This is a genomic window from Desulfomonile tiedjei, assembly GCA_016212925.1.
In the GTDB taxonomy this organism is placed as follows: Bacteria; Desulfobacterota; Desulfomonilia; order Desulfomonilales; family Desulfomonilaceae; genus JACRDF01.
In genome coordinates this window covers 252778-276085 of sequence record JACRDF010000003.1, presented here as the reverse complement: position 1 = coordinate 276085, position 23308 = coordinate 252778, and the positions used below count along the sequence as shown (strand labels likewise).

20 protein-coding genes and 1 tRNA gene are annotated in these 23308 nt (G+C 53.0%); 8 read left to right on the top strand and 13 right to left on the bottom strand.

The window, feature by feature from the left end:
* Positions 1-5: 5 nt before the first annotated feature.
* On the bottom strand, positions 6-302 hold the full coding sequence (locus HY913_01810; GenBank protein MBI4961990.1) for a hypothetical protein: 297 nt from the start codon (positions 300-302) through the stop codon (positions 6-8).
* Positions 303-588: 286 nt separating this feature from the next.
* On the opposite strand from HY913_01810, the gene HY913_01805 reads away from it, so the two are divergent.
* The 3 genes from HY913_01805 (at position 589) to HY913_01795 (ending at position 3161) form a co-directional block, all read left to right on the top strand.
* The gene (locus HY913_01805; protein ID MBI4961989.1) at positions 589-1524 is read left to right on the top strand and encodes a bile acid:sodium symporter; all 936 of its coding nucleotides are present in this window, start codon (positions 589-591) and stop codon (positions 1522-1524) included.
* Entirely contained in the window at positions 1521-2534 is a 1014-nt protein-coding gene (locus HY913_01800; protein MBI4961988.1) for an FAD:protein FMN transferase, read from the top strand. Before HY913_01805 ends, HY913_01800 begins: the two co-directional genes overlap by 4 nt.
* A 387-nt stretch (positions 2535-2921) precedes the next feature.
* Entirely contained in the window at positions 2922-3161 is a 240-nt protein-coding gene (locus tag HY913_01795; protein MBI4961987.1) for a hypothetical protein, read from the top strand.
* A gap of 5 nt (positions 3162-3166) precedes the next feature.
* Here the strand turns inward: HY913_01795 and HY913_01790 are convergent, their stop codons facing one another.
* Positions 3167-3760, bottom strand: coding sequence for a lytic transglycosylase domain-containing protein (locus tag HY913_01790; protein ID MBI4961986.1), 594 nt, complete (start codon positions 3758-3760; stop codon positions 3167-3169).
* A 96-nt stretch (positions 3761-3856) separates the two neighbouring features.
* Positions 3857-4207 (bottom strand): hypothetical protein, encoded by a 351-nt coding sequence (locus tag HY913_01785; GenBank protein ID MBI4961985.1) that lies wholly within the window; start codon positions 4205-4207, stop codon positions 3857-3859.
* Between the two features lie 139 nt (positions 4208-4346).
* On the opposite strand from HY913_01785, the gene HY913_01780 reads away from it, so the two are divergent.
* The 3 genes from HY913_01780 (at position 4347) to HY913_01770 (ending at position 6873) form a co-directional block, all read left to right on the top strand.
* On the top strand, positions 4347-4688 hold the full coding sequence (locus HY913_01780) for a hypothetical protein (protein MBI4961984.1): 342 nt from the start codon (positions 4347-4349) through the stop codon (positions 4686-4688).
* A 167-nt stretch (positions 4689-4855) separates the two neighbouring features.
* Positions 4856-5854, top strand: a complete 999-nt coding sequence (locus HY913_01775) for a thioredoxin family protein (GenBank protein ID MBI4961983.1) — start codon at positions 4856-4858, stop codon at positions 5852-5854.
* A gap of 314 nt (positions 5855-6168) precedes the next feature.
* Positions 6169-6873, top strand: a complete 705-nt coding sequence (locus HY913_01770) for a lysophospholipid acyltransferase family protein (GenBank protein ID MBI4961982.1) — start codon at positions 6169-6171, stop codon at positions 6871-6873.
* Positions 6874-7164: 291 nt separating this feature from the next.
* On the opposite strand, the gene HY913_01765 is transcribed toward HY913_01770, so the two are convergent.
* From HY913_01765 to HY913_01740, 6 genes are all read right to left on the bottom strand, one after another.
* Positions 7165-7434, bottom strand: coding sequence for a hypothetical protein (locus HY913_01765; GenBank protein ID MBI4961981.1), 270 nt, complete (start codon positions 7432-7434; stop codon positions 7165-7167).
* Positions 7435-7529: 95 nt separating this feature from the next.
* A complete protein-coding gene (gene lon, locus HY913_01760; GenBank protein ID MBI4961980.1) occupies positions 7530-10076 on the bottom strand; it encodes an endopeptidase La in 2547 nt (848 codons plus the stop codon).
* A 500-nt stretch (positions 10077-10576) separates the two neighbouring features.
* Positions 10577-13207 carry a PBP1A family penicillin-binding protein gene (locus HY913_01755; protein ID MBI4961979.1) on the bottom strand — a complete coding sequence of 877 codons (2631 nt, stop codon included), beginning with the start codon at positions 13205-13207 and terminating at the stop codon, positions 10577-10579.
* 238 nt (positions 13208-13445) lie between these two features.
* Positions 13446-14723, bottom strand: a complete 1278-nt coding sequence (locus HY913_01750) for a TRAP transporter large permease subunit (protein MBI4961978.1) — start codon at positions 14721-14723, stop codon at positions 13446-13448.
* Entirely contained in the window at positions 14720-15229 is a 510-nt protein-coding gene (locus HY913_01745) for a TRAP transporter small permease (protein MBI4961977.1), read from the bottom strand. Before HY913_01745 ends, HY913_01750 begins: the two co-directional genes overlap by 4 nt.
* Positions 15230-15303: 74 nt before the next feature.
* Positions 15304-16332 carry a DctP family TRAP transporter solute-binding subunit gene (locus tag HY913_01740; protein ID MBI4961976.1) on the bottom strand — a complete coding sequence of 343 codons (1029 nt, stop codon included), beginning with the start codon at positions 16330-16332 and terminating at the stop codon, positions 15304-15306.
* A gap of 445 nt (positions 16333-16777) precedes the next feature.
* Here HY913_01740 and HY913_01735 point away from each other — a divergent pair.
* Positions 16778-16852: transfer RNA gene (locus HY913_01735), tRNA-Cys, on the top strand.
* 343 nt (positions 16853-17195) lie between these two features.
* Here the strand turns inward: HY913_01735 and HY913_01730 are convergent.
* Entirely contained in the window at positions 17196-17456 is a 261-nt protein-coding gene (locus HY913_01730) for a hypothetical protein (protein ID MBI4961975.1), read from the bottom strand.
* A 277-nt stretch (positions 17457-17733) separates the two neighbouring features.
* Between HY913_01730 and HY913_01725 the strand changes: the two genes are divergently transcribed.
* Positions 17734-19599, top strand: coding sequence for a sigma 54-interacting transcriptional regulator (locus tag HY913_01725; GenBank protein MBI4961974.1), 1866 nt, complete (start codon positions 17734-17736; stop codon positions 19597-19599).
* Positions 19600-19620: 21 nt separating this feature from the next.
* On the opposite strand, the gene HY913_01720 is transcribed toward HY913_01725, so the two are convergent.
* The 3 genes from HY913_01720 to HY913_01710 all read right to left on the bottom strand — a co-directional run bounded on the left by HY913_01720 (position 19621) and on the right by HY913_01710 (position 22922).
* Positions 19621-21060, bottom strand: a complete 1440-nt coding sequence (locus tag HY913_01720) for a metallophosphoesterase (protein MBI4961973.1) — start codon at positions 21058-21060, stop codon at positions 19621-19623.
* A gap of 497 nt (positions 21061-21557) precedes the next feature.
* On the bottom strand, positions 21558-21989 hold the full coding sequence (locus HY913_01715; protein MBI4961972.1) for a TIGR04076 family protein: 432 nt from the start codon (positions 21987-21989) through the stop codon (positions 21558-21560).
* An 87-nt stretch (positions 21990-22076) separates the two neighbouring features.
* Positions 22077-22922, bottom strand: a complete 846-nt coding sequence (locus HY913_01710) for an RNA polymerase sigma factor (protein MBI4961971.1) — start codon at positions 22920-22922, stop codon at positions 22077-22079.
* Positions 22923-23308: the final 386 nt, after the last annotated feature.

Here is a 23308-nt window from a genome sequence, read left to right as displayed (position 1 = left end):
CACGACTACTGCTTCTTGAAAAGAGCTTCCAGTTTGCGGCGAGCCTCAGCCGCTTTATCAGCGCCCCCGCCTGATCGCTTTCCTTCCAGCAGAGTAAAATAGTCGCAGAAGTTCCTGCGATCCTTCACCCAGACTTTCTCCGCCTCCGGTTCCCTGCATTGGTTGGGGGCAGACTCATCATAATTCACGCAGTTAAGACAGCAATGAACGTCCGAGCCGCAATCGGGACAGGTGTCGTTACGAAAAACCTTTTCATCGAATTCCAGAGATCGGCCGCAGTGATGGCAGAATCCTCGTTTCATGAGCAACCCCTTGCCTGATTTCTCGCGTCCAGGATATGTTGTATTTTAACACAACGGCCATTGGGACGACAAACGAGCCGATTGCCCGGAGCACCTTTGGGGATAGATTGGGCCTCCCGGTAAGTGTGACCGAGTTCTGACGATTGCCCAAACCGCCGTTCGCCTGAACAGAACATGGCGCCTGAAGAGGAGCCTTGGCGGAAAGTGTCATCGCTGTAGATGTTATCCAAATTCGAGCAAGAGTTTTGGCGAGTGCTCTAGTTTCCGCCAAGACGCGAGGAGCGGGATGCCTAGATTGGATGATCTCATACTATTTGCCGTGATCTTCGTATCTGTGGCCGCGGCGGTAGTTTTCCCAGACGCAGGGAAGGTTTTCCAGCCGTACCTTCTCGTCTTCATGATGCTTCTAATGTTCTTGAGTTTTTTGAGAATAGATTTCCACTCACTGGTGAACATATCTCCTTCAGTGCTACGTGTGCTGGCCATGATGGCGGCGGTGAAGCTGATAGTGCTGCCAGTCGCGCTCTACGGACTGGCCCTTGTCATCATCCCCGACTATGCGATTCCGGTTTTGCTCCTTTCAGGCATTTCCACAGGAGTGGTTGCGCCTTTCATAGCCACGCTGCTGGGAGCCGACGTTGCGCCGGTGCTGCGAATGGTCATTGTGACCTCATTGTTGGTGCCCTTTTCTTTACCCTGCCTGGTGAAACTCCTCGAGGGCTCGGAAATAGCCATACCGTTGCAAACAATGATTCAGTTGCTCGCTGTGGTGATCCTTGTCCCGATGGTCGCAGTTCTGTTCTTCAGGAGGCTCCTTCCGGGAGTTATCGAAGGCATTGCATCGCGCCGATTTCCGTTTTCACTTATATTGTTCGCTTTGATAAATCTCGGGGTCTTTTCCAAGTATTCCAACTTTCTGTTTCAGCATCCCAAGCAACTGCTCGTTTCAACCGCGGTTGCTTACGCACTTTCAGTCATCTATTATATGGTCGGCTTCCTGATCACGCCGAGGCGGAAGATCCCGGAAAGGCTGGCGGCAGGTATCAGTTTGGCGCTTATGAACAACGTTCTCGTGATAGTATTCTCGTCCGAGTTTTTTGGTCCGCTTTCACCCACCCTCGCCGCGATGTATATGTTCCCCTTTTTCACTATGATAGTGCCTATTAAGATTCTTGCCGGCCGCAGGGCCGCAACTTCACCCGGAGAAACAAGCAACTCATGAACAAGGTTATTTCAGGCTTCTTGCGGCCTCTAGGCTGTTTGGTCGCCTTATTCATCGTATCGTGTTCTGGAAAAGACTCGGTTGACATCCACCGCTACAGTAGATTGCTGATGGGGACCCTCGTAGAGGTCACCGTGTCAAGTCCGCGGGACAAGGCCAATGGAGCGTCCGAAGCGGTATTTGATGAGATCAAACGCGTTGAGGACCTGACTTCCTTCCACAAACCATCGGGGCTGACGAGCTTGAATGATTCCGCCGGCCGCGGGCCAATCAATCCGGACAGGGAATTGTTGGAGATTATTGGAACCGCTCTTCAGACGGCCAAGGCCACCAAAGGAGCATTTGACCCTACCGTCGGGGTCCTGTGCCGATTGTGGAGCTTCAGCGGCGGCGAGCCACGACTCCCGGACTCGTCCGAAATTGTGGAGGCCGTGAAGAAAGTCGGATGGGGCCGTGTGAAGCTGGACAACTCCGAAGGCACCGTTTTCTTGCCGGAGACGGGCATGGCGCTGGATCTCGGCGGAATTACAAAGGGTTATGCTTTGGACCGCGTGGCTGAGGCCCTGAGGAAACATGGCATTTCCTCAGCCTTGGTGAACATAGGCGGCGACGTGCTGGTAGTCGGCGAAAAGGAGCCCGGGAAGCCGTGGCGCATAGGTGTTCAGGACCCCCGCAATCCGAGAGAGGTAGTGGCCGTGGCTGCCCCGAAGGATCGAGTGGTAATGACCTCAGGCGATTACGAGAGGTTCTTTGTCAAAGACGGCAAGAGGTTTCACCACATTCTGAATCCTGCGACCGGATATCCGGCCGAAGGAGCGCAGTCGGTGACTATTGTGGCGGCAAGCGGTCTGGTCGCGGAGCCGCTTGGGGCAACAATATTCGTTCTCGGCGTGGACAAGGGGCTGAAATACATTCATTCACTTCCCGATGTGGAGGCCTTGGTCATCGACCCTCAGGGTCAGATTCATATGACGCCGGGCGCTCGGTCTCTGTTTGAGCTTAAGCGATGACGCCTTGCCCCGATAAGTCTTTGTGTGCTGAAGGTTATGGTGCAAATGCTTTCCGGAGGCTATCCCTTTCTTGTCTAGTGAGGCATGACTATGACCATTTAGCCTTTTGCGGGCAGGCTCTTTTTTGTGGGGCAGGCCCTCCAGCCTGCCATCATTGGTTTTCTTCGTTAAACCGCGGGAATTGTCGAATCCCTGTCATTGCGAGGAGTAAAGCGACGAAGCAATCTCAACGCCTAAAGGCAGAGATTGCTTCGCTGCGCTCGCAATGACATGTTTCGCTCCATCGTCTTCCTCGCAAGTCTGAATAGTTACGCTATTTGTTTTTTACCTTGATTGCAGGGATAGAACGCGATAAAATGGCCGCACTTATTGCCTGTGGTGAGGTGTATGATTAAAAGTCTCTTGAAAAGCCTGATTCTGGGCTTGGCGCTTACGGCCATACTGGCTGCAGGCGGGTGCGTGAGTTGCATTCCTCAATATACAGCGCCGCCGGATGGGCCTGTTTCGGCTTGCTATCCCACAGGCCACGATCCGTACATTCCTATGGACCACAACCCCGGCATGCTCAATCCCTGGGATACTGTTCGAAGCGTCGTTGCTCCGTTCTTGTACGGCCCGCCTCGCTAAAACCTTCACCGACCGTTCGGATTGAAAGCCACTACCTGTTCGTCATGGAGAGCCCTATAAAGCTCCGTATATCGCTTCTTGATTTTCAGGCGAGTGTTCAAGACGGCCCTGGCGTATCCCGTGGCGGCACGCGGATCGTCACTGTTGTAGGCGCTCAAGGCCGGCACGGTCTTCTTGTACAATTCCAGGTAGTACTTGAACACCCGTATGCCGCTGTCAGCATTGGTATGGAGGTCCAGGAGGTCGCCGTAGGTCAGTCCGAACTTCCTGGCCCAGGACGGAGCATGAACCTGAAACATCCCCCGGCAGTTTAATTCGTTTACTATGTTGTTTTTGAAGCCGCTTTCAATGTAGACCATCGCCATATACAGCCACATATCACCGCAAGTTACGCGGCCGAAATGTCTGTTTCCCGCGTGAGCGATTGCCAGAGAAATCTGTTTGGCCTTGTCCTGGCTGATCTTGCCTTCCGTCATCTCATTAATGATAATGGCGCAGATGGTCATCGCATGCGGATGGACCCTCTCCGCTCCCACCACATCTGTAGCAATCGGGCAAACCAATAAAAGTACGAGAAGCGGCATTATCAGCCGGATCATACACCCTCCGCGTCGGCGGGGAGTCTAACAGTTCAGGAGCCCTCCCGAGATTCCTGAGCATACTCCCCGCCTATCCCCATGTAATCGAGTGAAAAACTATTTAGGAGTTTCGGTCTTCTTCGGCGCCGAACTCTTCGGCGCTACCTTTTTCCCTCTTTTGGCCCAGGCGTCTTCCACATATGCAAAAGGCTTCTCAACGGGTGAGAGCACCACATTCGTGCAGCCTTTGACCACGTCGAGGCAAGGGTTGAAAAAGCCGAAGCAGTTCTTCAGGCAGCCCGAAAAGAGTCGCTCGGTTCGGTCCAACACGTCCGCTCCGCCTTTGTATATCTTGCCGGAAACCTTGGAGACCGCGGACCGCTTATCCGGGGCGCCTCCGGCAAAGGCAGGGATCGCCAATGCGACAATCAAAAGGCCGCAGATAGTGATCTTTGCCATTTTGTTCATTGCGTGAACCTCCAGTTTAAATCAAAGCGTGTAATTATCGCATATTTCTGCGAGTTTTGTCAAGACATTAAGTCCTTTATTTTTCTACTGGTTTGTGCTATTGTTATATGCTGAAGTAATTTATGCTTGAGGTTCACTCATGAAAGCGATTGTTCTCGTAATCACGATCGTGATGGTGATGGTCTGCTCCAGCGCCGCTGTTTGCCAGCAGTCGCAGATGTACGACACGAGGTACACCGGACCGATGAATATATACGGCCAGCCCGTGTTCGACTTTCCCCCGCAGCAGCGACCTTACCAGCAGGCACCGCCTCAACCCGGGGCAGGCGGATTCATTCCCAGGGCGGCTTCGGGACTCTATCAGGCTGGGGAATACTTCTGGGGTTACATGCCTGCACCTGTGAGAGGGGCGGACCCCTTGTTCACTCCCCCACCGGGGTCAGGACAGGTAATCACCAATTTCACTCCCGGCACCCGTTGACGCACAATGCCGCTGTGATTGGGCTCATTTTTAGTAGCTGTTCTCAACTCTCGATTCGCGCGGGTTTAACTCCCCTCGACTTCGACAACCGGTGGGAATGTAAGGAATGCTTCTTGTTTGCGGCCAAGGTCTGTGGCCGCTTATGTTTGTACGGAAAGGGGTCCTAATTGCTGTCCGATCAAGACCTTATGGATGTTCAGAAAGTTGCCTCCGTGATGTCCGACACAGTGACCATCCTAACTAACAAGCCTGGCACCGGAGACGCTTTCGAGACCAACCTGGTTAATATTGCACGTCAGATCGCCGGCGTTTCCATGAATCGCGTGGAAATGGTAGATGAACCCGGCCCGTCACCATTTCCTGAAAAACCTTCCTTGACCTTGGCCGTGGGCAACCGGAGAAACATACATTATCTTGCCGCTCCCGAGGGTAGTGAGCTGGGGCCGTTTCTGGACGCTTTGGGCTGGTTGGGCAGGGGCAAGGAAATTTCCGGCTCTGAAAGCCTAACTTCGCTGCAAGACCTCTCCAAGCCCGTGGACATATTGGTTTTGATTGCAGCGGCCTGCCCTCACTGCCCTCAAGTTGTTCGAGCCGCGCTCGCCCTGGCGATAGTTCAACCGTTGATAACCGTTTCAATTGTGGACGCTGTTAGTTTTTCCGATATTTCCGAACGATACAAAGTGAAATCAACCCCCACGACTATTATAAACGACGGTATGACCATAGTGGGCCAGATCGGAGTGGAGCAGCTTGCGTCTCGACTCATAAGCGCAATGGGAGATGAGTCTCTTACGTCCGTGTTGGATTCCATGATCAAGTCTGGGAGGGCCGAGGACGCTGCCGTGCTGTTTTGTCGGGAGAAACAGCCACAAGCAATTGTTCCAATCTATTTGTCGAAAGAATTCTCCACGCGAATGGGCGCATTGGTAACCATGGAAGAAGCCCTTCAAATAAATCCCAGAATACTGGACGACATCGTGGAGGACCTTACACCCCTACTCTTCCAGGAGGAGGTCGGTTTGAGGGGCGACACAGCCGAGCTTCTGGGCAAGATAGGCAATCCGGGTGCTATTCCCGCCCTGCGAAAGGCCGTAAAAGACCCGGACCCCGATGTTGCCGAAGCCGCGCAGGAAGCCCTGGAGATCCTCGAATCCAGTTTAATGTGAGAGACACCGGACCATATTGCCATTGGTGGGCCGGCCAATTTCTCAGTAGCGGCCGGCGTCGCAGGCGGTCTTTAGCAAACCAACCTTTCTGATCGCGAATTCCTATGGAAATACCCTGCTCTTGAAAGAGAGGCAGCTTATACATTGATCCCCAAAAAAGTCTTTTCCGAATGGAGTCGCACTGCTGGACAAGCCGGCAGTGGCACCCAAGCGACCCTCCGTACTCTTTCGGGGACAAATGAAAAACTACAAAAATTTTGCCGACCGTTATATATACCGGTGGCAAAGACTGGTTTCGCGCGAAGGGTCTCCCATTGAAGGAATCTGAAAAAAAGAGAGAAAAAGGCGACCAATTATGGTTCAGGCTGGCGCTATTCCTGGTGCCGCGTCTCGTGATGATGTACTTCAGGCTGGTAGACCTCACTTCCAAAAGGATTTGGCTCAACCGGGAGATAGAGGAGCAGGTTTGCCGTAAACAGCCTTTCAATTGTGCCTGTTTTCATGGAACTATGCTTTTCCCTATATGGCATTGCCGCCGATACGACGGTGTGATCATGGTTAGCCGTTCCTGGGACGGCGAGCTGATCGACAGGTGCCTTAAGAGAATGGGCTACGACACGACACGAGGGTCTTCGTCGCGGGGTGGGAAAGAAGCCTTGGCCGAGATGATAGATATGATTAAGGAAAAACACTATTGCTCAGGCCTCGCGGTCGATGCGCCACGCGGCCCTTCCCGACAAGCAAAAATGGGGATAGTGATCGTCGGCAAAGAAACCGGCAATCCTGTCGTGCCCCTCGTGAGTTGGGCGACCCGCCAAATACAATTCCGATCCTGGGACAGCATGATATTGCCTCTGCCCTTTAGCACCATAGTAATGGCTTTCGGAAAACCGACCGAGGTTCCTCCCGGTCTATCGAACGACGACTACGAAAGATTCAGACAAGAAATCGAAGAGAATATGCTGCTCGCCTCAAAGCAGGCAGAAGACAAAGTAGCCAGTTTGAAAAAGCGCGGATAGCTTGCGGCATTAGGAATGGCTGAAAAGCCTACGAATTCTTGGGAGAGTGACCGGGGAGGTCCTTTTTGCAAAAAGGGCCTCCCCGGTCCCCACCCCAAAAACTCCTATAATTTTCAGTCCTTGCCTCTTTGGAGGCAAGGACTGAAAGTGGCTCCTTGACAGGCCGGGAATTTTCCCTTCGGTTGGGAAGATCCCGCGGGGCCGCCGGTGGCCGCCATTCTTTCTCACAACGACCTGCCGGCCAGAATGGTTCATCCTACTTCCGGCGGTGGTGGCCTCGGCAAGCTAGCGCTAGACCTTCTCCGATTCCCCCTCTGATTTGCTCAAATCTGCTCCGGCCTCCGTGTCAGCCTCTGGCACTTCATTCACTTCAATAGGGCTTTTGCTCCCTTCTTGTGACTTGATGCCTTCCAGGAAATTCATGAACTGCTCGTCGTAAACGAGGTTATCCCATAAGAAATCCCTTTGTGACTGGATTCGGAAGTAGATGACTATCCTCCAGATTATCCACAAAACCCCTGCGGCCATTACGGCTAAATAAACGGCTGTGACCGGGTCCATTCAAAAGCCCTTCGGCGGGATCTAGGAATTGAACGGGGGAAACCTTTTACACAAGAGTTTCCCCCGAAAGTTGTCCGTCCGGAGACAAGGTAGCACTATACTGCCGTCCTAGCGGGAGTTCCTGTTTTTCGTGAGCGGCCGCTCTTTCCCTTGCCTCGTTTTGCAGCAATCTCAGCCTGGCCTTTGCCTGGTTTATGAGTGTCTTTCACGGCCTCGATCTTACCCTTGCCCGTTTTAGCAGCACCCTTCTCCGGGTCTTCCTTGAGGGCGATCTTCAAGACCTCATCCATGTGTTTGACAAACCTGAAATTGAGCTGTCGTCGAATATGCTTGGGGATTTCGTCCAGGTCTTTTTCATTCTGCTCAGGCGCGACCACTGTATAGATTTTGGCCCGAAGAGCGGCCAAAGATTTTTCCCTGAGTCCTCCTATGGGGAGCACCCTACCCCGCAAGGTTATCTCACCGGTCATGGCAACATCCGCCTTAACGGGAATGCCCGTCAAGGCACTCACAAGCGCGGTCGCCATAGTCACTCCCGCTGATGGGCCGTCCTTGGGGATTGCTCCGGCGGGTACGTGGACATGTATGTCCTTGGCGAAATAGAAGTTCGACTTCAGTCCGAACCGTGCAGCGCGAGACCTAAAATAAGACATCGCAGCCTGCCCCGATTCTTTCATGACGTCTCCAAGTTGGCCGGTGAGGAGCAGGTTTCCTTTCCCCTCCATCGGGGTGGCCTCGATGTGAAGCACGTCCCCACCGTAAGGCGTCCAAGCGAGCCCGGTGGCAACTCCTACCTCATCCTTTCGTTGCTCCTCATCGGGAAGGAATCTGGGCACGCCCAGGAACTTGTGGAGGCTTTTGGCAGTGATCCGCGGGACCTTCTTTTCGCCCTCGGCTATTTTTCGAGCTATCTTCCTGCAAAGGTTCGCGATCTCACGTTCCAGGTTACGCAGACCCGCTTCTCGCGTGTACTGGTTGATTATACCCAGTATGGCCTCGTCCGTTATGATGAAATCGTCAGGCCTGATGCCGTTCTCTTTGATTTGCCGAGGAATAAGGAACTGGCGGGCTATTTTCAGCTTTTCTTCGTCTATATATCCCGACAGCTCTATTAGTTCCATCCTGTCTTTTAGGGCCGGAATAATCGGATCTGCCAAGTTGGCCGTGGTAATAAACATTACTTTGGACAGATCGAACGGGACGTTCAAATAATGATCCGAGAAAGCGTGGTTCTGTTCCGGGTCCAGCACTTCCAGCAACGCCGCGGAAGGGTCGCCTCTGAAGTCCGCGCCGACCTTGTCTATTTCATCCAGCATAAAGACCGGGTTGTTGGAACCGGCGTTTTTCAATCCCTGAATGATGCGTCCAGGCAGCGCGCCTATGTACGTCCGGCGATGGCCGCGGATTTCGGCTTCATCCCGTACGCCTCCCAGAGATATTCGGGTGAACTTGCGTCCCAAGGCTCGCGCAATTGAACGCCCCAGAGAAGTCTTGCCCACTCCAGGAGGACCAACAAAGCAGAGTATGGGGCCCTTCATCTGCTTGTTGAGCTTACGCACTCCCAGGTACTCCAAGATCCTGTCCTTGACCTTTTCCAGATCGTAGTGATCTTCATCGAGTATCTGCTTGGCATTCTTGATGTCGAGCTTGTCTCTCGTTGACTTGGACCACGGCAACTCTACAATCCAGTCCAGGTAAGTCCGAATGATTGATGCTTCAGCCGCGTCGGGATGCATTTGGCTCAATCGATTGAGCTGCTTATCGGCTTCCTTCTCGACTTCCTTGGGGATTTTCGCCTTGGCTATCTTGTCGCGAAATTCGTCGATCTCCTTGGTTTTCTCGTCTATTTCGCCAAGCTCGCTCTGGATGGCCTTGAGCTGTTCTCTCAAGAAGTACTCCCGATGAGTCTTTCCCATCTCCTCCTTAGCTTGAGTTTGGATTTTTGCCTGCATGGCCGAAAGCTCAAGCTCTTTTGAGAGCAGCTCGTTGACCTTTCTCAACCTGTCCAAGGGGTGGATAACCTCCAAAATGGCCTGGGATTCTTCCACCCGAAGCTTGAGGTTGGACGCCACAAGGTCTGCCAGCCGTCCCGGATCTTCGATCGAATCGAGAATGGCCACAGCGTCCGGTGAAATTATGCCCCGGAGTTGCAGGATCTTCTCCGAGTTCTCTTTCACCGATCTCATCAAGGCCTCTATTTCGAGAGTGATGGTAGTAGCTGCGGGTTCAGGCATTTTCTCGATCTGAACCGTGAAGTATTCGTCGGACGGCACGAACGAGGTGATCTTGCCCTTTACCAGCCCCTGAACCAGCACCTTGACGCGGCCGTCGGGCAGTTTGAGCATCTTGACGATCATCGCCACGGTGCCCACGTTAAAAATGTCCTCAGGTTGCGGGTCCTCTTCGGTAGCAAACTTCTGCGTAGCCAGGAATATCAAGCGGTCCTTGGCAACAGCGCTTTCCACAGCCCTGATTGATCTTTCCCGGCCAACCATCAGCGGAAGTATCATGTAGGAGTAAATGACTACGTCGCGAACAGGGAGCAAAGGGAGCACGTCAGGGATGTCGGCCAGGCTTACCTGCTGCACCTTCGCTCCTTCGTCATCGTCGAAGTCGTCCTTTTTTTCGATTTCGTCAGCCATAGGTCATGTCCTTTAGCGCCATAAAATATTGATTATTGCCCTGTAATCAGAAAAAAAGACAATTTCCAGGAATTTCTTCCCCTCACATTGTCCTGAAAACCCCTTCTAAAGTTAACATATATGCGAGAAATTGCCCGTGTCAAGCTTCATTCTTCCCATTTCCGCATCAAAACAGGGTAAATTTGCAGAAAAAGGAAGATGCTCTGTAATCATTCGTTAGACAAATCGGAAGGCCTTACGGTTTCGTGTGGTCATAGCAACGTTCGATCATAGAGAAAGCGCTCTGACACCAATTGGCTCCCAAGCCGTGACGGTGACTTCGCAGCAAAGGCAGCACGGGCCTGGGTTTTGCCAGGTCCCTGTCTGACTCAACGGATTAATTATTGTTCGCGCATTGGTACGACGGACCCTCGGCGCGTGGCACCGCTGCGAGGCACAGAGACCGCCCCCCACCTGATGCGACATTATGGATGTGCTGGACTCTTTGATCTTTCGTCTGACTAGAACTGATCAAGGTCAGAGCCGGGATAGTCCCATCGGGACCCCTTGATGAGCTTCGGCTCCGATTGGACAGGACCGCTGCCGGCCTTGAAAACCTCTTGAAGGCCATCGGGAGACGCGGTGACCAGGCCGGTTCGCGGGTCGATCCGGCGATGCTCTATGGATTGAGGGGGCGTGTATTCCTTGACAGGCTTGTCCTTCAATACTTCTTTCATGAAGTAACCCCAGATAGGTGCGGCTGCATGGCCGCCCGTTTCCTGGTCTCCTATGGAAAATTCGTCGTCAAAACCGACCCACACGCCGCAACTGTAGTCCGGAGAAAACCCTACGAACCAAGCGTCTATATTGTCATTGGTGGTGCCTGTTTTGCCGGCTATTTCGGGCCGCCCGACGATCTTCTTCAGTATGGTGGCTGTCCCGTCTTGCACGACTCCCTGAAGCAGAGTTGACATTATGTAGGCAGTGGCTTCATCTATTCTTCTGCGAGCAAGGGCCGCGCCTTTGTCCGGGATTTCGCTGTCACCATAAGAGGATGTCTGAGAAGGATTATGGGAAACCTTTTGAACCTGGGGTAGATCCCCGCGTGTCGGGTCGTCAAGCAGCACCGGCGGATCGTGTTCTTCCAGTACTTTCCCGTTCCGGTCCACGATCTTGGTCACATAGATGGGCGGGATATAGTACCCTTTGTTGGGGAATACCGCATATGCGTTGACTTGCTCCTCCAGTGATACTCCGGTGGACCCAAGCGCCATGGTTAGGTTTTCCACCAAGGGAGAGGTGTAACCGAGCCTCCTTGCATAGACCTTGGCATGCTCGATGCCAATCTGCTGGAGAATTTTGATGGTCGGAATATTTCTCGATTTCACTATCGCGTCTCTGAACGTCATGGGTCCTTGGAAGCCTCCGCGATAGTTTTTGGGTCTCCAGACTTCCCCTGTGCCCGGGACGGTCAGGGCCATAGGAGAATCCAGTATGATGTCGGCACATGTAAAGCCCTTGTTGAGAGCGGCAGCATAAATCACCGGTTTGAACGATGACCCCGCCTGCCTCTTAGCCTGGACAGCCCGGTTGTACTGAGATACGGACAAACTGTACCCGCCCAGCATTGCCTTGACGTGCCCTGACCGATTCTCCCGGAACATCAAAGCTGACTGCACAATGGGCTGCTGTTCCGGCTCGACAGGAAAATACGGCAGCATTTCCTCCGAGTATTCCTTATAATTCTTCATGTCCGGGTCGGCCTTACCGAATTTCTTCATGTAAAGCTCCCGCCGCTTGGCATTGGGGTCCAGGACCCTGACCTGGATCAGGTCACCCACCTGGAAGGGTAAATCCCCTTGAGCGAAGGTGCGGGTACGCAGTTCCTGCCTTATAAAAGGCGTACGAACCCACCACTTCGGATTCGGGTCGATCTTCATCTGACCGAGATATTCCTTCTTCTTCCCGTTCTTGGTGTACGTACCCAGGCGCACGTAAATGTTTTCGCCGTCCACGTGCGTAACAACGCCATTGGCAACCTGACCGAACCTGAGCGGGCTCTCCAGTTCGGGCACATCTTTGACATTGGTCCGCATCGGACCCCGGTAGCCCTGCCGTTTGTCCAGATCTCGCAGCCCTCTATCCATCGCACTCTGGCCCGCGGCTGTCATGTCCAGGTTCGCCGTAGTATAGATTTTGAGGCCTTCTTTATTGAGAGCATCGGCTCCGTATTTTCTCTCCACGTATTTGCGGACATGCTCGACAAAGTCAGGGGCCGCGTTCACATACGGGTTCGTCCGGCTGGCGATCACCGGCTCCTCGTTGTTGGCCTGTTCGTACTCAGCTTCAGTGATGTACCCGTCTTCCAGCATCCTTCTGAGCACGTAACCCCTTCTCTCAAGAGATGCTTTCAAGTTTTTCTTGGGGTTGACCTTAGACGGCGCTTGTGGCAAACCAGCCAGCATGGCGCATTCAGCAATTGTTAGGTCTTTTACACTCTTGTCGAAATAGGCATGGGCAGCCGCCTCCACTCCATAGGCTGAACTTCCCAGATAAATCTGGTTGAGATACAGGTACAGGATGTACTCTTTGCTCAGGGACTGCTCCATCCTGGTAGCAAGTATCTGTTCCTTGATTTTACGGATAAATTTCTTTTCAGGCGTCAAGAAGAACGTCTTGGCGTCCTGCTGGGTTATGGTGCTGGCTCCCTGATCCCATCCGGTGCGTTGGAGCCTGTTTTTGATTGCTCGTACAATGGCCTCTTTATCAACACCGGTATGCTGCCAGAAATTCTTATCTTCAGCGGCCACAAAAGCGTTTTGGAGCATCTTGGGGATCTGGTCTATCGGAGTTACGAAGCGCCTCTCAGTCGCGAACTCACCTATGAGTTCGCCTTTGTCTGCGTAGACGTGCGTAACTGTGGGCGGGGCATAGTTCTTCAGTTTTTCAATGCTCGGTAAGCCGTGTGTGAAGAAAAAATAGCCTTGCACTGCAAGGCCGGCGCCGCCTGCGATGCATCCTATCCCCACGAGGAGAACGAAACGGGCAATCCCGCCGAAAAAAGACCCCCTTCGTTTCCTGATTTCCGCGCGACTGTACATATCGCGGAACGGGTTCCTGGGGTTTTCACTTCCTTTGCGCCGCGGGTCCAATCTATCTCCTCTCTCAGGCTACGGTTAGGTAGACTTTATCATGGAACAACCGCCCTGTCCATGCCTATAGCTAAATATACTCTAAATTTCAACATAATTAACGCCATGCTTAAAGGTTATTATTAAGTTCTCTTAATGTTGTGCAGCAACCACAGTTGGCTGGCATGGGCTGGCCGGTGGGGGTAATGTGCCCGCTGTAGGGCGGGGCGCTAATGTCTGTTAGTCTTGGGAAGAGTCGTCACCTCAGAAACGTCTTCGGCAGAAAGAGTGATATTTCGGGGATGAAAGTCACCAGCATCAGGCAGAAAAGCAGGAGAATCAGGAAGGGCCATACACCCTTGGACACTTCCACGAGACTCTTTCTCGTCAGACCCATGGCCACGAATAGGTTCAGGCCGAACGGAGGCGTCAGGAAGCCGTATTCAATTACCAACACCATAATTATTCCGTAATGAATCAGGTCTATATCGAATCTTTTCAGGGTCTCCGCAAAAAGCGGGGAAAGGATCAGCATGGCGGAGACGTTGTCCATGACCGTTCCCAGCAAGAGAAACAGGATGTTAACCAGGATGAGGAACACCCACCCGCTGTGAACATGAGCTGTAATGACGTCCGCCACCTGATGCGGCAGTCTTTCCGCGGTGAGCAACCAGATCAGGGTCATGGCGCAAGCGAGGATGAAGAGTAGGCAGCCGGAAAGGACTGCCGCCTGCTTGCATACTCTGGGCACATCCATGATATCAATTTCCCGGTGGATCACTACCTCGACAAAAAGAGAATACACCACGCTTATAGCAGCGGCTTCGGTGGGAGTGAACATGCCTGAATAGATGCCGCCCAGAACAACAACCGGCAGCATCAGGCCCCAGATGCCTTCGCGCAGGGTCTTGAAAGTTTGCGCCCAGGTCTCCTTTTCAGTCTCGCGCCATCCCTTTCTGTAAGCCATCCAAACGGTGTAGGCGATAAAAACGCCGCCGATGAGAAATCCGGGCATGAAACCGGCCATGAAAAGCTCCGCAACCGATGCGTTCATGACCATGCAGTAAAGGATCATCGGTATCGACGGCGGAATCACGATACCCAGCGACCCCGCGGACGTAACCAGCCCTATCGAGAAGTGCTCGCCGTACCCGGCTTTGATCAGGGCAGGTATCATCACCGAACCGATGGCCACAACCGTGGCAGGACTCGACCCCGAGAGCGCGGCAAAGAAAAGGCAGGCCAGGGTGGTGGCTATGGCCAAACCACCTGGATAGCAGCCCACCACAGAGTTGACGACCGCGATCAGGCGCCTCGCCATGGCCCCTTCGGTCATGACGCTTCCTGCTATGATGAAAAAGGGAATAGAAAGCAGCACCGAATTGTCCAGCGCGTTGAACAGTTGCTGGGGGAGCACCATCAGAGAACCGGAGGTATGCGAAACGATTGAGACCGTAGTGGTGACAACCAATAGAACGGCGATCGGCATCCCAAGTAAGAGAAGCACAAAGAATGAAATCAAGACGGTCGCAATCACTGTTCCGGCCCCATTCTGAAAGGTTCGCGGCGGACGAGCCGGACCAGATGCCTTATTCCCAAATTGATGAAGCGGATACCCATTATGGTGGAAAAGAACGGGATTGGCAGGTACGCCCAATACTTGGGAACTTCCAGCGCCGAAGTGAGGACCCCAAAGCGGCGGAGCTTCATTGCCTGTTCCCACCCATAATAGGCAATAACGAAAAACATCAGTCCGGACGCTATGTTTATTATTACCTTCAGCCCATGGCGAAAGCGATCGCTCGAGACTTTTTCGTAAATCAAATCCATGGAAAAGTGGCTGCCGTACTTGACGCCCAGAGATGCGCCCAGAAAAGCAATGAACACCCCGAGGTACCTGCCCAGTTCCTCCATCCATGTGAAGCTGAACTGCAGCACGTATCTGCAAAAAACCTGCACAAAGGAAAGGAACGCCAGCCCCAGCAGAACCAGAACCAGCGTCCATTCCTCGACACTGTTGAGCGCTCGTATTATTCGTTGCATGACATGGGAGATCCGGGGACGTACCGCAGCAACGGCACATCCCCTCATGAAATTTTCAGAGCTTCGCAGCCGGTTTACTTGCCCGAATGGGCCTTAACCTTGGCCTGAAAAAAATCGAACAGTTCCGGACCAATCTTGTCCCGATATTTGGTCCAGACCTGCTGCATGGCAGTCTTAAAGGTCTCGCGTTCCTCAGGTGTCAGGTTGATCACCTTGACGTTGTTTTTCGCGCAGTACTCTTCCACGGAAAGGCCCGACTGAGGCAGCTTTTTTTCCAGCTCTACGTTAATTTCCCGGTTGAGCTTTATGCAGACTTTGGCAGCCTCCCGGAAAATATTTTGCTGTTCCGGGGTCAGCTTTTTCCAAAAGTCCGGCGTAACTATGATGATGCATTCCGTCAAGATGTGCCCAGTCTTGGTCACGAACTTGGTTATTTCCGTGGCTTTTATCAGGATGGAGGTGAGCAGGGGGTTTTCCTGCGCGTCAATAGTCCCATTCTGAAGCGCACTGTAGATTTCAGGGAACGGGAGATCCGTGGGTGAGGCCCCTAGTTGTTTGAACGTGTCTATGTAAATCGGGCTGTTCATCACCCTGATTTTGAGGCCCTTGAGGTCATCGGGCTTGCGTATGTCTCTTTTGGTATTCGTGATGTCTCGGAACTCGTTCTCCGTCCATCCGATACCGACGAACCCTTTTGCAGGCAAATAGCTGAAGATCTTGGCCTGTACTTCGGGATCGTCCAGCACACCGTAAGCGGTCTTCCGGTCGGGAAAGACAAACGGGAGATCCACTACCGCGACTTGAGGGGCCGAATTCTGGAGCACCGCGCATGTGACTGAGGCGATTTCCAGCGTGCCGGCCTGGACTTGCTCGGCCAAAGAGGTCTCACTGCCCAGTTGACCGAATGGGAAAGTTTTGATCTCGATCTGCCCGTTGGTCTTCTCCTTGACGTAGTCGGCAAACGCGTCAATCCCCTTTGACTGGCCATGGAATGGAGGCGCAATATGCCCGAACTTGATTGTCAGTGGTGCTCCTTGAACCGATGGAATCGCGACCGCTCCGACGAAAACCGCACACAAGAAAACGACTATGAGTTTTTTCATCCTACCCCTCCACATGAACGCGGGGCTTCAAAGACCTTGTCTGTTGCCCCAGTGATGTTAACGGATACGCGCAACCGGTCTACCCGGCTTACGCCGGTTGCCGACAGTTCTGTCTCTGCTCCACGTGGAGAAGACAGAACGCCCCACCGGTTCATCCCAATTACCTGCATTGTTTCCGGCAATCTCTTATGACTACAGGGAGCCTGGTCATTTAGCCAATCAATTTCTTTATCACACGTAGCCGAAGAATTGCCATCGCAATACGTCCGAGGATCAAAAAAACCTGGAGCGGCCCGTCAGATCGGCACTCACCGCTACGGGACCCACAGGCAAGGTAACACAGATTGGTATATTTCGTTTCCGGTTCTTAGCTTTAGAGTCGATATGAATCCTTGGTGGCTTGACACGAGATCTTGGACTGTACTAGAATGTCCAACGAACGTGGGGCGGCTTAGCCAAGTGGTAAGGCGACGGTCTGCAAAACCGTTATACGGCGGTTCAAATCCGCCAGCCGCCTCCAGAAACGAGTTGAACACCTTGAAGGTTCGCAACGGATGATCGCGGGCCTTCTTTGCTTATTGGCAGCCGATAGACGTAGCTTCTTCTCGATTATCGCTGCCGGAAAGGTTGGACGAACACCGGGCCTACTACCACGGCGCCTTCAAACTGTGAGGACGACTTAGCAGCGCAAGCAGCACTGACCTGGTGCCCAGGTCAGTGGCACCCAACAGGCAATCTATATCGTGCCAGAAGTGCCACGGATTATTCGTTGTTTGACCGCGCATCGGTATGGCGCATTTGGGAAAAAGGTCGCCCGCACAAGTCTGACAACATGTTCCTCCTCTTTGTTGACCCCGCGCCTTCTACTTTTCCTTTTCCTTGTCGTCTTTGGCCTTTTCGTCGAAGTCTTTCCAGAACTGCCGTTCGCACTCTTGCATACAAGTATCGTACGAACCCTGTGTCAAATAATGAGAACTCGCCTCCCCGCCGAGCAATCCCAAAGGAACGGGCTGCCTCGCGCATTTCCGGTAACAGTTGTACCGATCGAAATCCGTGACACCGGCATTGGGCAGACACACGATCAGCAGGGCCACAACCAACGCCATAATCGAAAACTTTGCCATGAGTAACCCCCATTTCATCTGATTTTGCGACCAAACAGATTAATTAAGGGATAGCTCTTCTGTGTAAGTAGCCATCTTCTTAATTTACCCTTTTGAACTCTTAATGCGTATCAATCATCGGTTCAGTAGATTGTAATACGCTTTTTTTTCGGACGAGAAGTCGGCTCAGTCTTTTTTGACAAATGGACCCGCGTCGGCTAGAATCATCGTATCCCGCACCTTGTTGCTACCCTACGTTACTATTAATTGTGCACCTGCCTTGGCAAGGGACACGGACATGAGCGAACGAGGGAACAGCAGTGAACAGCCCCCAAACCAGACGATAGAGCCACCCCAGCCTCGCGCCGATTTCGATGGGACTGAAAACCCTCACCTGCGAGCCGCGTTTAAAGATCCTGCGCGCGGTCAAACGTATGACACAGACTCACGGTTTCGTCAGATCTACAACAAAGCTCCGGTCATGATGCATTCCATTGATAAGAACGGGGTGATCAGGAATCTGAACCGCAAGTGGATCGCGGAGACGGGCTACTCTAGGGAAGAGGTGATCGGGCGCAAGCTTGAGGAGGTGATGACACCGGAATCTGCAAAAGCCTTGCGCCGGAATCTGCCCAAATTCTGGGAGAACCGGGAGGTTGCGGACTGCTCGTACCAGTACGTGAAAAAGGACGGCACGATTATTGACGTGCTTCTTGATGCAGTGGTCATGGAGGACCCTAATTGGGGCATGGTAACCGTTTCGGTCTCCCGCAACATTACCGAGCAAAAGCGAGCCGAGGAAGCTTTGCGGCGAAGTGAGGAACGCCTGCGAGCCATTTTCGAGGGCGCCACGGACTGCATATTCCTGAAAGACCGAGATTTGAGGTACACCCACGCAAATCCCGCTCTCGCCAAGCTCTTCAACCTTCCGGCGGATCGGATTGTGGGAATGCGCGCCGAGGATCTTTTTGGCGAGCAACACGCAGGTCATATCAAGGAAGCCGACCTCCGTGTCCTGGCAGGAGAATCCATCGAGGAGGAAAGAACTCTCCCGGTGAATCAGGTCTTGATCACCTTTCACGAAATCAGGGTCCCTCTCAGGGACAGTGAAGGAAGCATTGTCGGCATCTGCGGTATTTCTCGAAACATCTCGGAACGCAAAGAGGCTTTGAAAAGTTATCGCGTCGATCCTGAAGTCTACAAATCCGATGCCATGACGCGATGCCTCCAGGTGGCTCGCAGGGCAGCGGCAACCGACAGCATGGTGCTCCTCCTTGGTGAGAGCGGGACCGGCAAGGATTATCTGGCCCGCTGGATTCACGATCATTCCAACAGGTCCGCCGGGCCTTATCTGTCACTGAATTGTGCGGCCATATCCAAGGAACTGGCCGAATCGGAGCTGTTCGGCCATGAAGCGGGAGCTTTTACAGGGGCTCGTGGCCGAAAAAGAGGAATGTTGGAACTGGCCGAGGGAGGCACGCTTCTTCTCAACGAAATCGGGGAGCTTCCGCTCTCGTTACAGGCCAAGTTGCTCTCTTTTTTGGACACCAGGTCATTCCTCCGTGTGGGAGGAGAAAAGAGCGTACACTGCAACGTGCGCCTGATGGCGGCAACTCACAGAGACCTTGCCTCCGCGGTTGAAGACAAACGCTTTCTCGGACCTCTATTCTATCGACTAAACGTGTTCCCGATTAACGTTCCGCCTTTGCGCAACCGTCTGGACGACATCCCAATCCTGGTCGACCAACTGGTTGCGCGATTGGCCGCGGAACTTCAACTTACCGCCCTGCCGGTGGTGGACGAGATAACGCTGAAATCCCTGTCAAGATATCACTGGCCGGGAAACGTGAGAGAGCTGAGAAACGTGCTGGAAAGGTCTCTGATGGTCTCGGAAGGTGATTGCCTTAGCATAAGGCTCCCTTCTGACCCCACAACGGAAGGAGACTGCTTATACCCGCTTGCGCTGGGACCTCATCGCACCCTTGAGGACGTCTCCAGCGAGGTCACGAAGCTCTTGTGCCAAAAGGCCCTCCAATCAGCCGGTTCCAGAACCGCCGCTGCCCGCATGCTTGGCATATCTCGCGATTCACTCTACAGGTACATGAAGAAGTTCGGTCTCAACGAAACCGTCCAGTTCAGTGACGATGACGACAAAACAGGCTGAAGTGGAAGGTAAAGGCCGTGCTTACGAGGACCCGCCGATTCTTCGCACCGTAGAAACACGCTCTTCGCCCTTCTTATGAGAAGGGGCTACCAAATGGAAGACACCGATTTCCGGCGGGCAATTGATTCGCCACGGGAAGAACACCAGCCCCGCTCCTCTATTCAGATACATCCTGCATCCAAACTTCTTGTACCAGCCGTGAGTATAGGGTGACAGAAGGCCGGCAGCAGTCAGGCCTCTGGGGCGCTCAGGCCAAGGAATGATCATCTGGCCGCCATGAGTATGGCCTGCCAACACAAGGTCTATCCTGCCGTAAGCAGCGAGAGGCAGAATGGAGGGGCGGTGGCAAAGTAATATGCGCATGCCCGGACCGGAAGGAGATCCATCCATTAGTGTGCGGAATATTTGGGATTCAGGGGTAGGCACCCAGTCCGCCAGGACATCGTCCAGACCGCCCAAATGGATTGCGGCCCCTTGATCCTCGAAAGAAATCCACTTGTCCCCAAGATGAGTAAGATTACTTCTGCGGAAGCTCGCGAGGGAACGCTCGGTGCGGACGTAGCGCTCGTGGTTGCCCATGATAACGTAGTTGCCGTACTGCCTCGGAACGAGTTTTCTCAGTATCGGCTCGGAGCTTTCCACCGGAGTGTACCGAGAATGGAAAACATCGCCTGTAAAGACTACGGCGTGACCTTCAATGGAATTAAGCCGCTCTACCAGTCTTTCCAGCTCGGTTGGACCGAAAAACCAGCTAAAATGGAGATCGGTTACCTGAATGAAGGAGACGCGCTTCTGCAAACCGTACAACGACGGATGAGACAACTCGAACTCGTTAATCACAGGGCTTTGATAGGCCTCGCTCAAACCGTAGCCCATCGCGCCGGCCGATGCTGCCATGCCTGCGGCTCCAGCCCATCTGAGAAACGAACGTCTCGATATGTCGTGTAAATGGATCTGCGGCAGTTGTTTGGCCTCATGAACCGAAGGATAAGTGTCTGAGCCCTGCGGAACGGCTTCGGGTTTCTCTGAAATGACCCCACGTTCCTTCTCCGCAAAAACCTTTTCATCAATTGGGCGTGGGCTCTCGCGGAGTCTACCCGTGTCGCGGACCGGCTTGGGCTTTCGGAAGAACCGCCTCAGTAACCTCATGGCGCGGCCGAGGGCCTTAAGGCCCACGAAGGAAATGCAAAATCCGGCAACCAGCAACAGGTAACTGAAGTACGCTATGGCCAAAAATTGTCGGCCGAGAAAGTCGTGCGGGTTAAAAGGAGTACCAAAGAGCGTTAGACAAAGAACGGCATAATTGGCGGCTACCAAAATAAGGATGATATAAACCAGGCCCCTCCGGGAGAAGGCGCCTCTGGTCTGAATGACATCCTTCCTGATTGCCCGGATTGCATACCACTGCATTGGAAGAAGAATGATTCCGTGAACCAGGAGGACGATAATGATTCTGAGCATTCCGGCTTCATCCGTTGCTTCACAAAAAGGTCAAAAGGTCAGCCTTGTCACCAGCTTGTTTCGTCCTTTTTTGTTCTCGGTCCGGTGGGGTTTTGTGCTTGAAAAAAAGCTAACACGGATGGGTTCCCAAGACAATATCCGAGGGAGTCTTTTGGCGCAACGGACTGTTTTGTTAATTTGTCGGGTATTGCAGATGCCGCGGAGTTCCGGTCCATACCAACCGTCATGCCGAAAATCCCCACAACGAACAATGAAAATGCCGGGCAGATTTGGTGCCACGTATGAGCTTCCGACATCCATGGCACCCCTGGGCCGATATTGACGGGCTGTTGGGTGCCACTGACCTGGGGACCAGGTCAGTGCTGCTTTTGCTGGGAGGTCATCTTCACAGTTTGAAAGCGTGTTGGTATCAGGCCTTGCTTCAGGTTGCGTCAATCGTCATCAACGTCAAAACTGAGGGAGAACATTTTCGTATAGATGTTCTCCCTGCATCCTATCTACTGTGCCTCGCGATCCACTACTTTGACTTCCATCACGATTTTCCCCCATCCACCGCACTCTAATCCGACATCGCCGCAGCCCCACCGTTTGAATCGAATCTGTCCAGGGTCCTGGCCTGCGTAGAGCAGTTCGTTTGCAGCGAACACAATCGGCTTCAAAGCGCTGACCGCGTACAAACACATTCGTTCGGGGCAGAGCTTGGAAATAAGATTTCCTACTCCGTCCAGATAGAACTTGTCCCCGACCTTGTGCCGGCTGTTGCATCCATGTGATTGGACCACTTCGGCCACAATGGTCTTGTTCATCAGTTCCGCGCCCTTGACAATGGCCTCCTGATTCCTGGGATCTTCTTTGAACCTGACCATCTCCTCGTCAGAGTAGCCAAGGTGTTTTTGAAAATAAGTCCATACACTTTCATCAACTTTCATGATGTCTCTCCTTTGCGAGTTTTTTGAAACAGAACTTGATTCAGCACAACCATGTAGGATGGTTGGACAATCCCGTATTGGTTACTTCTAAACCTGCAAGATTTTGAAATGCTCGGAATCGATGAGCCGGCGGACGCTCTCGACGAATGAGTCGGGGGCAGAGTATTCGGGGTGCCGGCGGAATAGAACCGCGACCCGCTGCAACTCGGCTATTTCCTCGAGACCTTCCAAGATCGAGCGATGGTGATTGTTACGACGCGGATGAGCCGCGAAGAGAGGCTTCTTAGGATTCAGAAACCCGGCCTTGACAGCATAAGGGATTTGGCGCTCACATCGGCAAGGATTCGATTCTTTAATCAAGCCACAATTAGCTTGCATAAAATCCCTCAGCAGCGAGCGGGCCCTGGAGAGACGTTTGCGGAACGCTGCCGCAGTGATACTCAGGATCTGTGCACCTTCGCTGCTGTTGACCTCAAAAATCTCTCCCAGAATGTAGGTGATGCGAAGGTCCCTTTCGAGACACAGCAGAAACCCCTGCATGCAACTTAGCATCACGTCCTCCACCATGAGGCCTTGTTCAGCTTGGGGGGCACATTCTGTCCAGGCATGAGCTAATCCTCTATCGATCTCTTCCTCACATTTCTCGAAGGTGAGTTCGATACGCTCGGCCCAGCGCTTGCGAGTGGTGAGCAGGTGATTGGCGGCAATCCGAAAACACCATGTGGAGAAGCTGCTGTCTTGCCGGAAACTCCCAAGATGAGTGACGATCTTTACGAGGATCTCCTGAGTTGCATCCTCAGCGTCCACAGGGCGTCCGAGCATTCGCATGGCCAGTCCGTAGATTCTGTCCTGAATTTGTCGAACAAGCGCTTCAAGAGAGGTCTTGTCCCCTTGTATCGCCTGCTGAATTAAAATTTCGGTAGATGGTTCCATTGAGTTCAAATCCTCGTCTCGTTTTAGGCTTGCAGAGCTACTACCAGACTGCTTGATGTATTTGCTTGCACGAATGCTGTGAAAAGGAGCAGCCGGCATTCGTTACTTTGTAATCGTTCACCGGGCTTGAGGCGGCTCTGCGCCCGGTGGGGATGGAGGGGGAGACCATCTCCCCCTCCAAGCCTCCCCCATCGTGATTCTAAGGCCTTAAGACCGTCCCGGTGAACGGTTACGTTACTTTAGACATTCTGCCATAGGGTGGTGTGACAGGCCTTGTCTTTTTTTTTTCCGTCGACCGATTCCGACTGGGCATTTTCCACGCGGAACAGCCAAAGAAGAGTCCACGTCCTGCTCGTGACAGTGACCTGGACAACGCTATTCTCAGG

What these genes read in the sequence shown, in the direction of transcription:
- HY913_01810 (MBI4961990.1), bottom strand. Translation starts at nt 302, where the DNA reads ATGAAACGAGGATTCTGCCATCACTGCGGCCGATCTCTGGAATTCGAT.
- HY913_01805 (MBI4961989.1), top strand. Translation starts at nt 589, where the DNA reads ATGCCTAGATTGGATGATCTCATACTATTTGCCGTGATCTTCGTATCT.
- HY913_01800 (MBI4961988.1), top strand. Translation starts at nt 1,521, where the DNA reads ATGAACAAGGTTATTTCAGGCTTCTTGCGGCCTCTAGGCTGTTTGGTC.
- HY913_01795 (MBI4961987.1), top strand. Translation starts at nt 2,922, where the DNA reads ATGATTAAAAGTCTCTTGAAAAGCCTGATTCTGGGCTTGGCGCTTACG.
- HY913_01790 (MBI4961986.1), bottom strand. Translation starts at nt 3,760, where the DNA reads ATGATCCGGCTGATAATGCCGCTTCTCGTACTTTTATTGGTTTGCCCG.
- HY913_01785 (MBI4961985.1), bottom strand. Translation starts at nt 4,207, where the DNA reads ATGAACAAAATGGCAAAGATCACTATCTGCGGCCTTTTGATTGTCGCA.
- HY913_01780 (MBI4961984.1), top strand. Translation starts at nt 4,347, where the DNA reads ATGAAAGCGATTGTTCTCGTAATCACGATCGTGATGGTGATGGTCTGC.
- HY913_01765 (MBI4961981.1), bottom strand. Translation starts at nt 7,434, where the DNA reads ATGGACCCGGTCACAGCCGTTTATTTAGCCGTAATGGCCGCAGGGGTT.
- lon (MBI4961980.1), bottom strand. Translation starts at nt 10,076, where the DNA reads ATGGCTGACGAAATCGAAAAAAAGGACGACTTCGACGATGACGAAGGA.
- HY913_01745 (MBI4961977.1), bottom strand. Translation starts at nt 15,229, where the DNA reads ATGCAACGAATAATACGAGCGCTCAACAGTGTCGAGGAATGGACGCTG.
- HY913_01740 (MBI4961976.1), bottom strand. Translation starts at nt 16,332, where the DNA reads ATGAAAAAACTCATAGTCGTTTTCTTGTGTGCGGTTTTCGTCGGAGCG.
- HY913_01730 (MBI4961975.1), bottom strand. Translation starts at nt 17,456, where the DNA reads ATGGCAAAGTTTTCGATTATGGCGTTGGTTGTGGCCCTGCTGATCGTG.
- HY913_01725 (MBI4961974.1), top strand. Translation starts at nt 17,734, where the DNA reads ATGAGCGAACGAGGGAACAGCAGTGAACAGCCCCCAAACCAGACGATA.
- HY913_01720 (MBI4961973.1), bottom strand. Translation starts at nt 21,060, where the DNA reads ATGCTCAGAATCATTATCGTCCTCCTGGTTCACGGAATCATTCTTCTT.
- HY913_01715 (MBI4961972.1), bottom strand. Translation starts at nt 21,989, where the DNA reads ATGAAAGTTGATGAAAGTGTATGGACTTATTTTCAAAAACACCTTGGC.
- HY913_01710 (MBI4961971.1), bottom strand. Translation starts at nt 22,922, where the DNA reads ATGGAACCATCTACCGAAATTTTAATTCAGCAGGCGATACAAGGGGAC.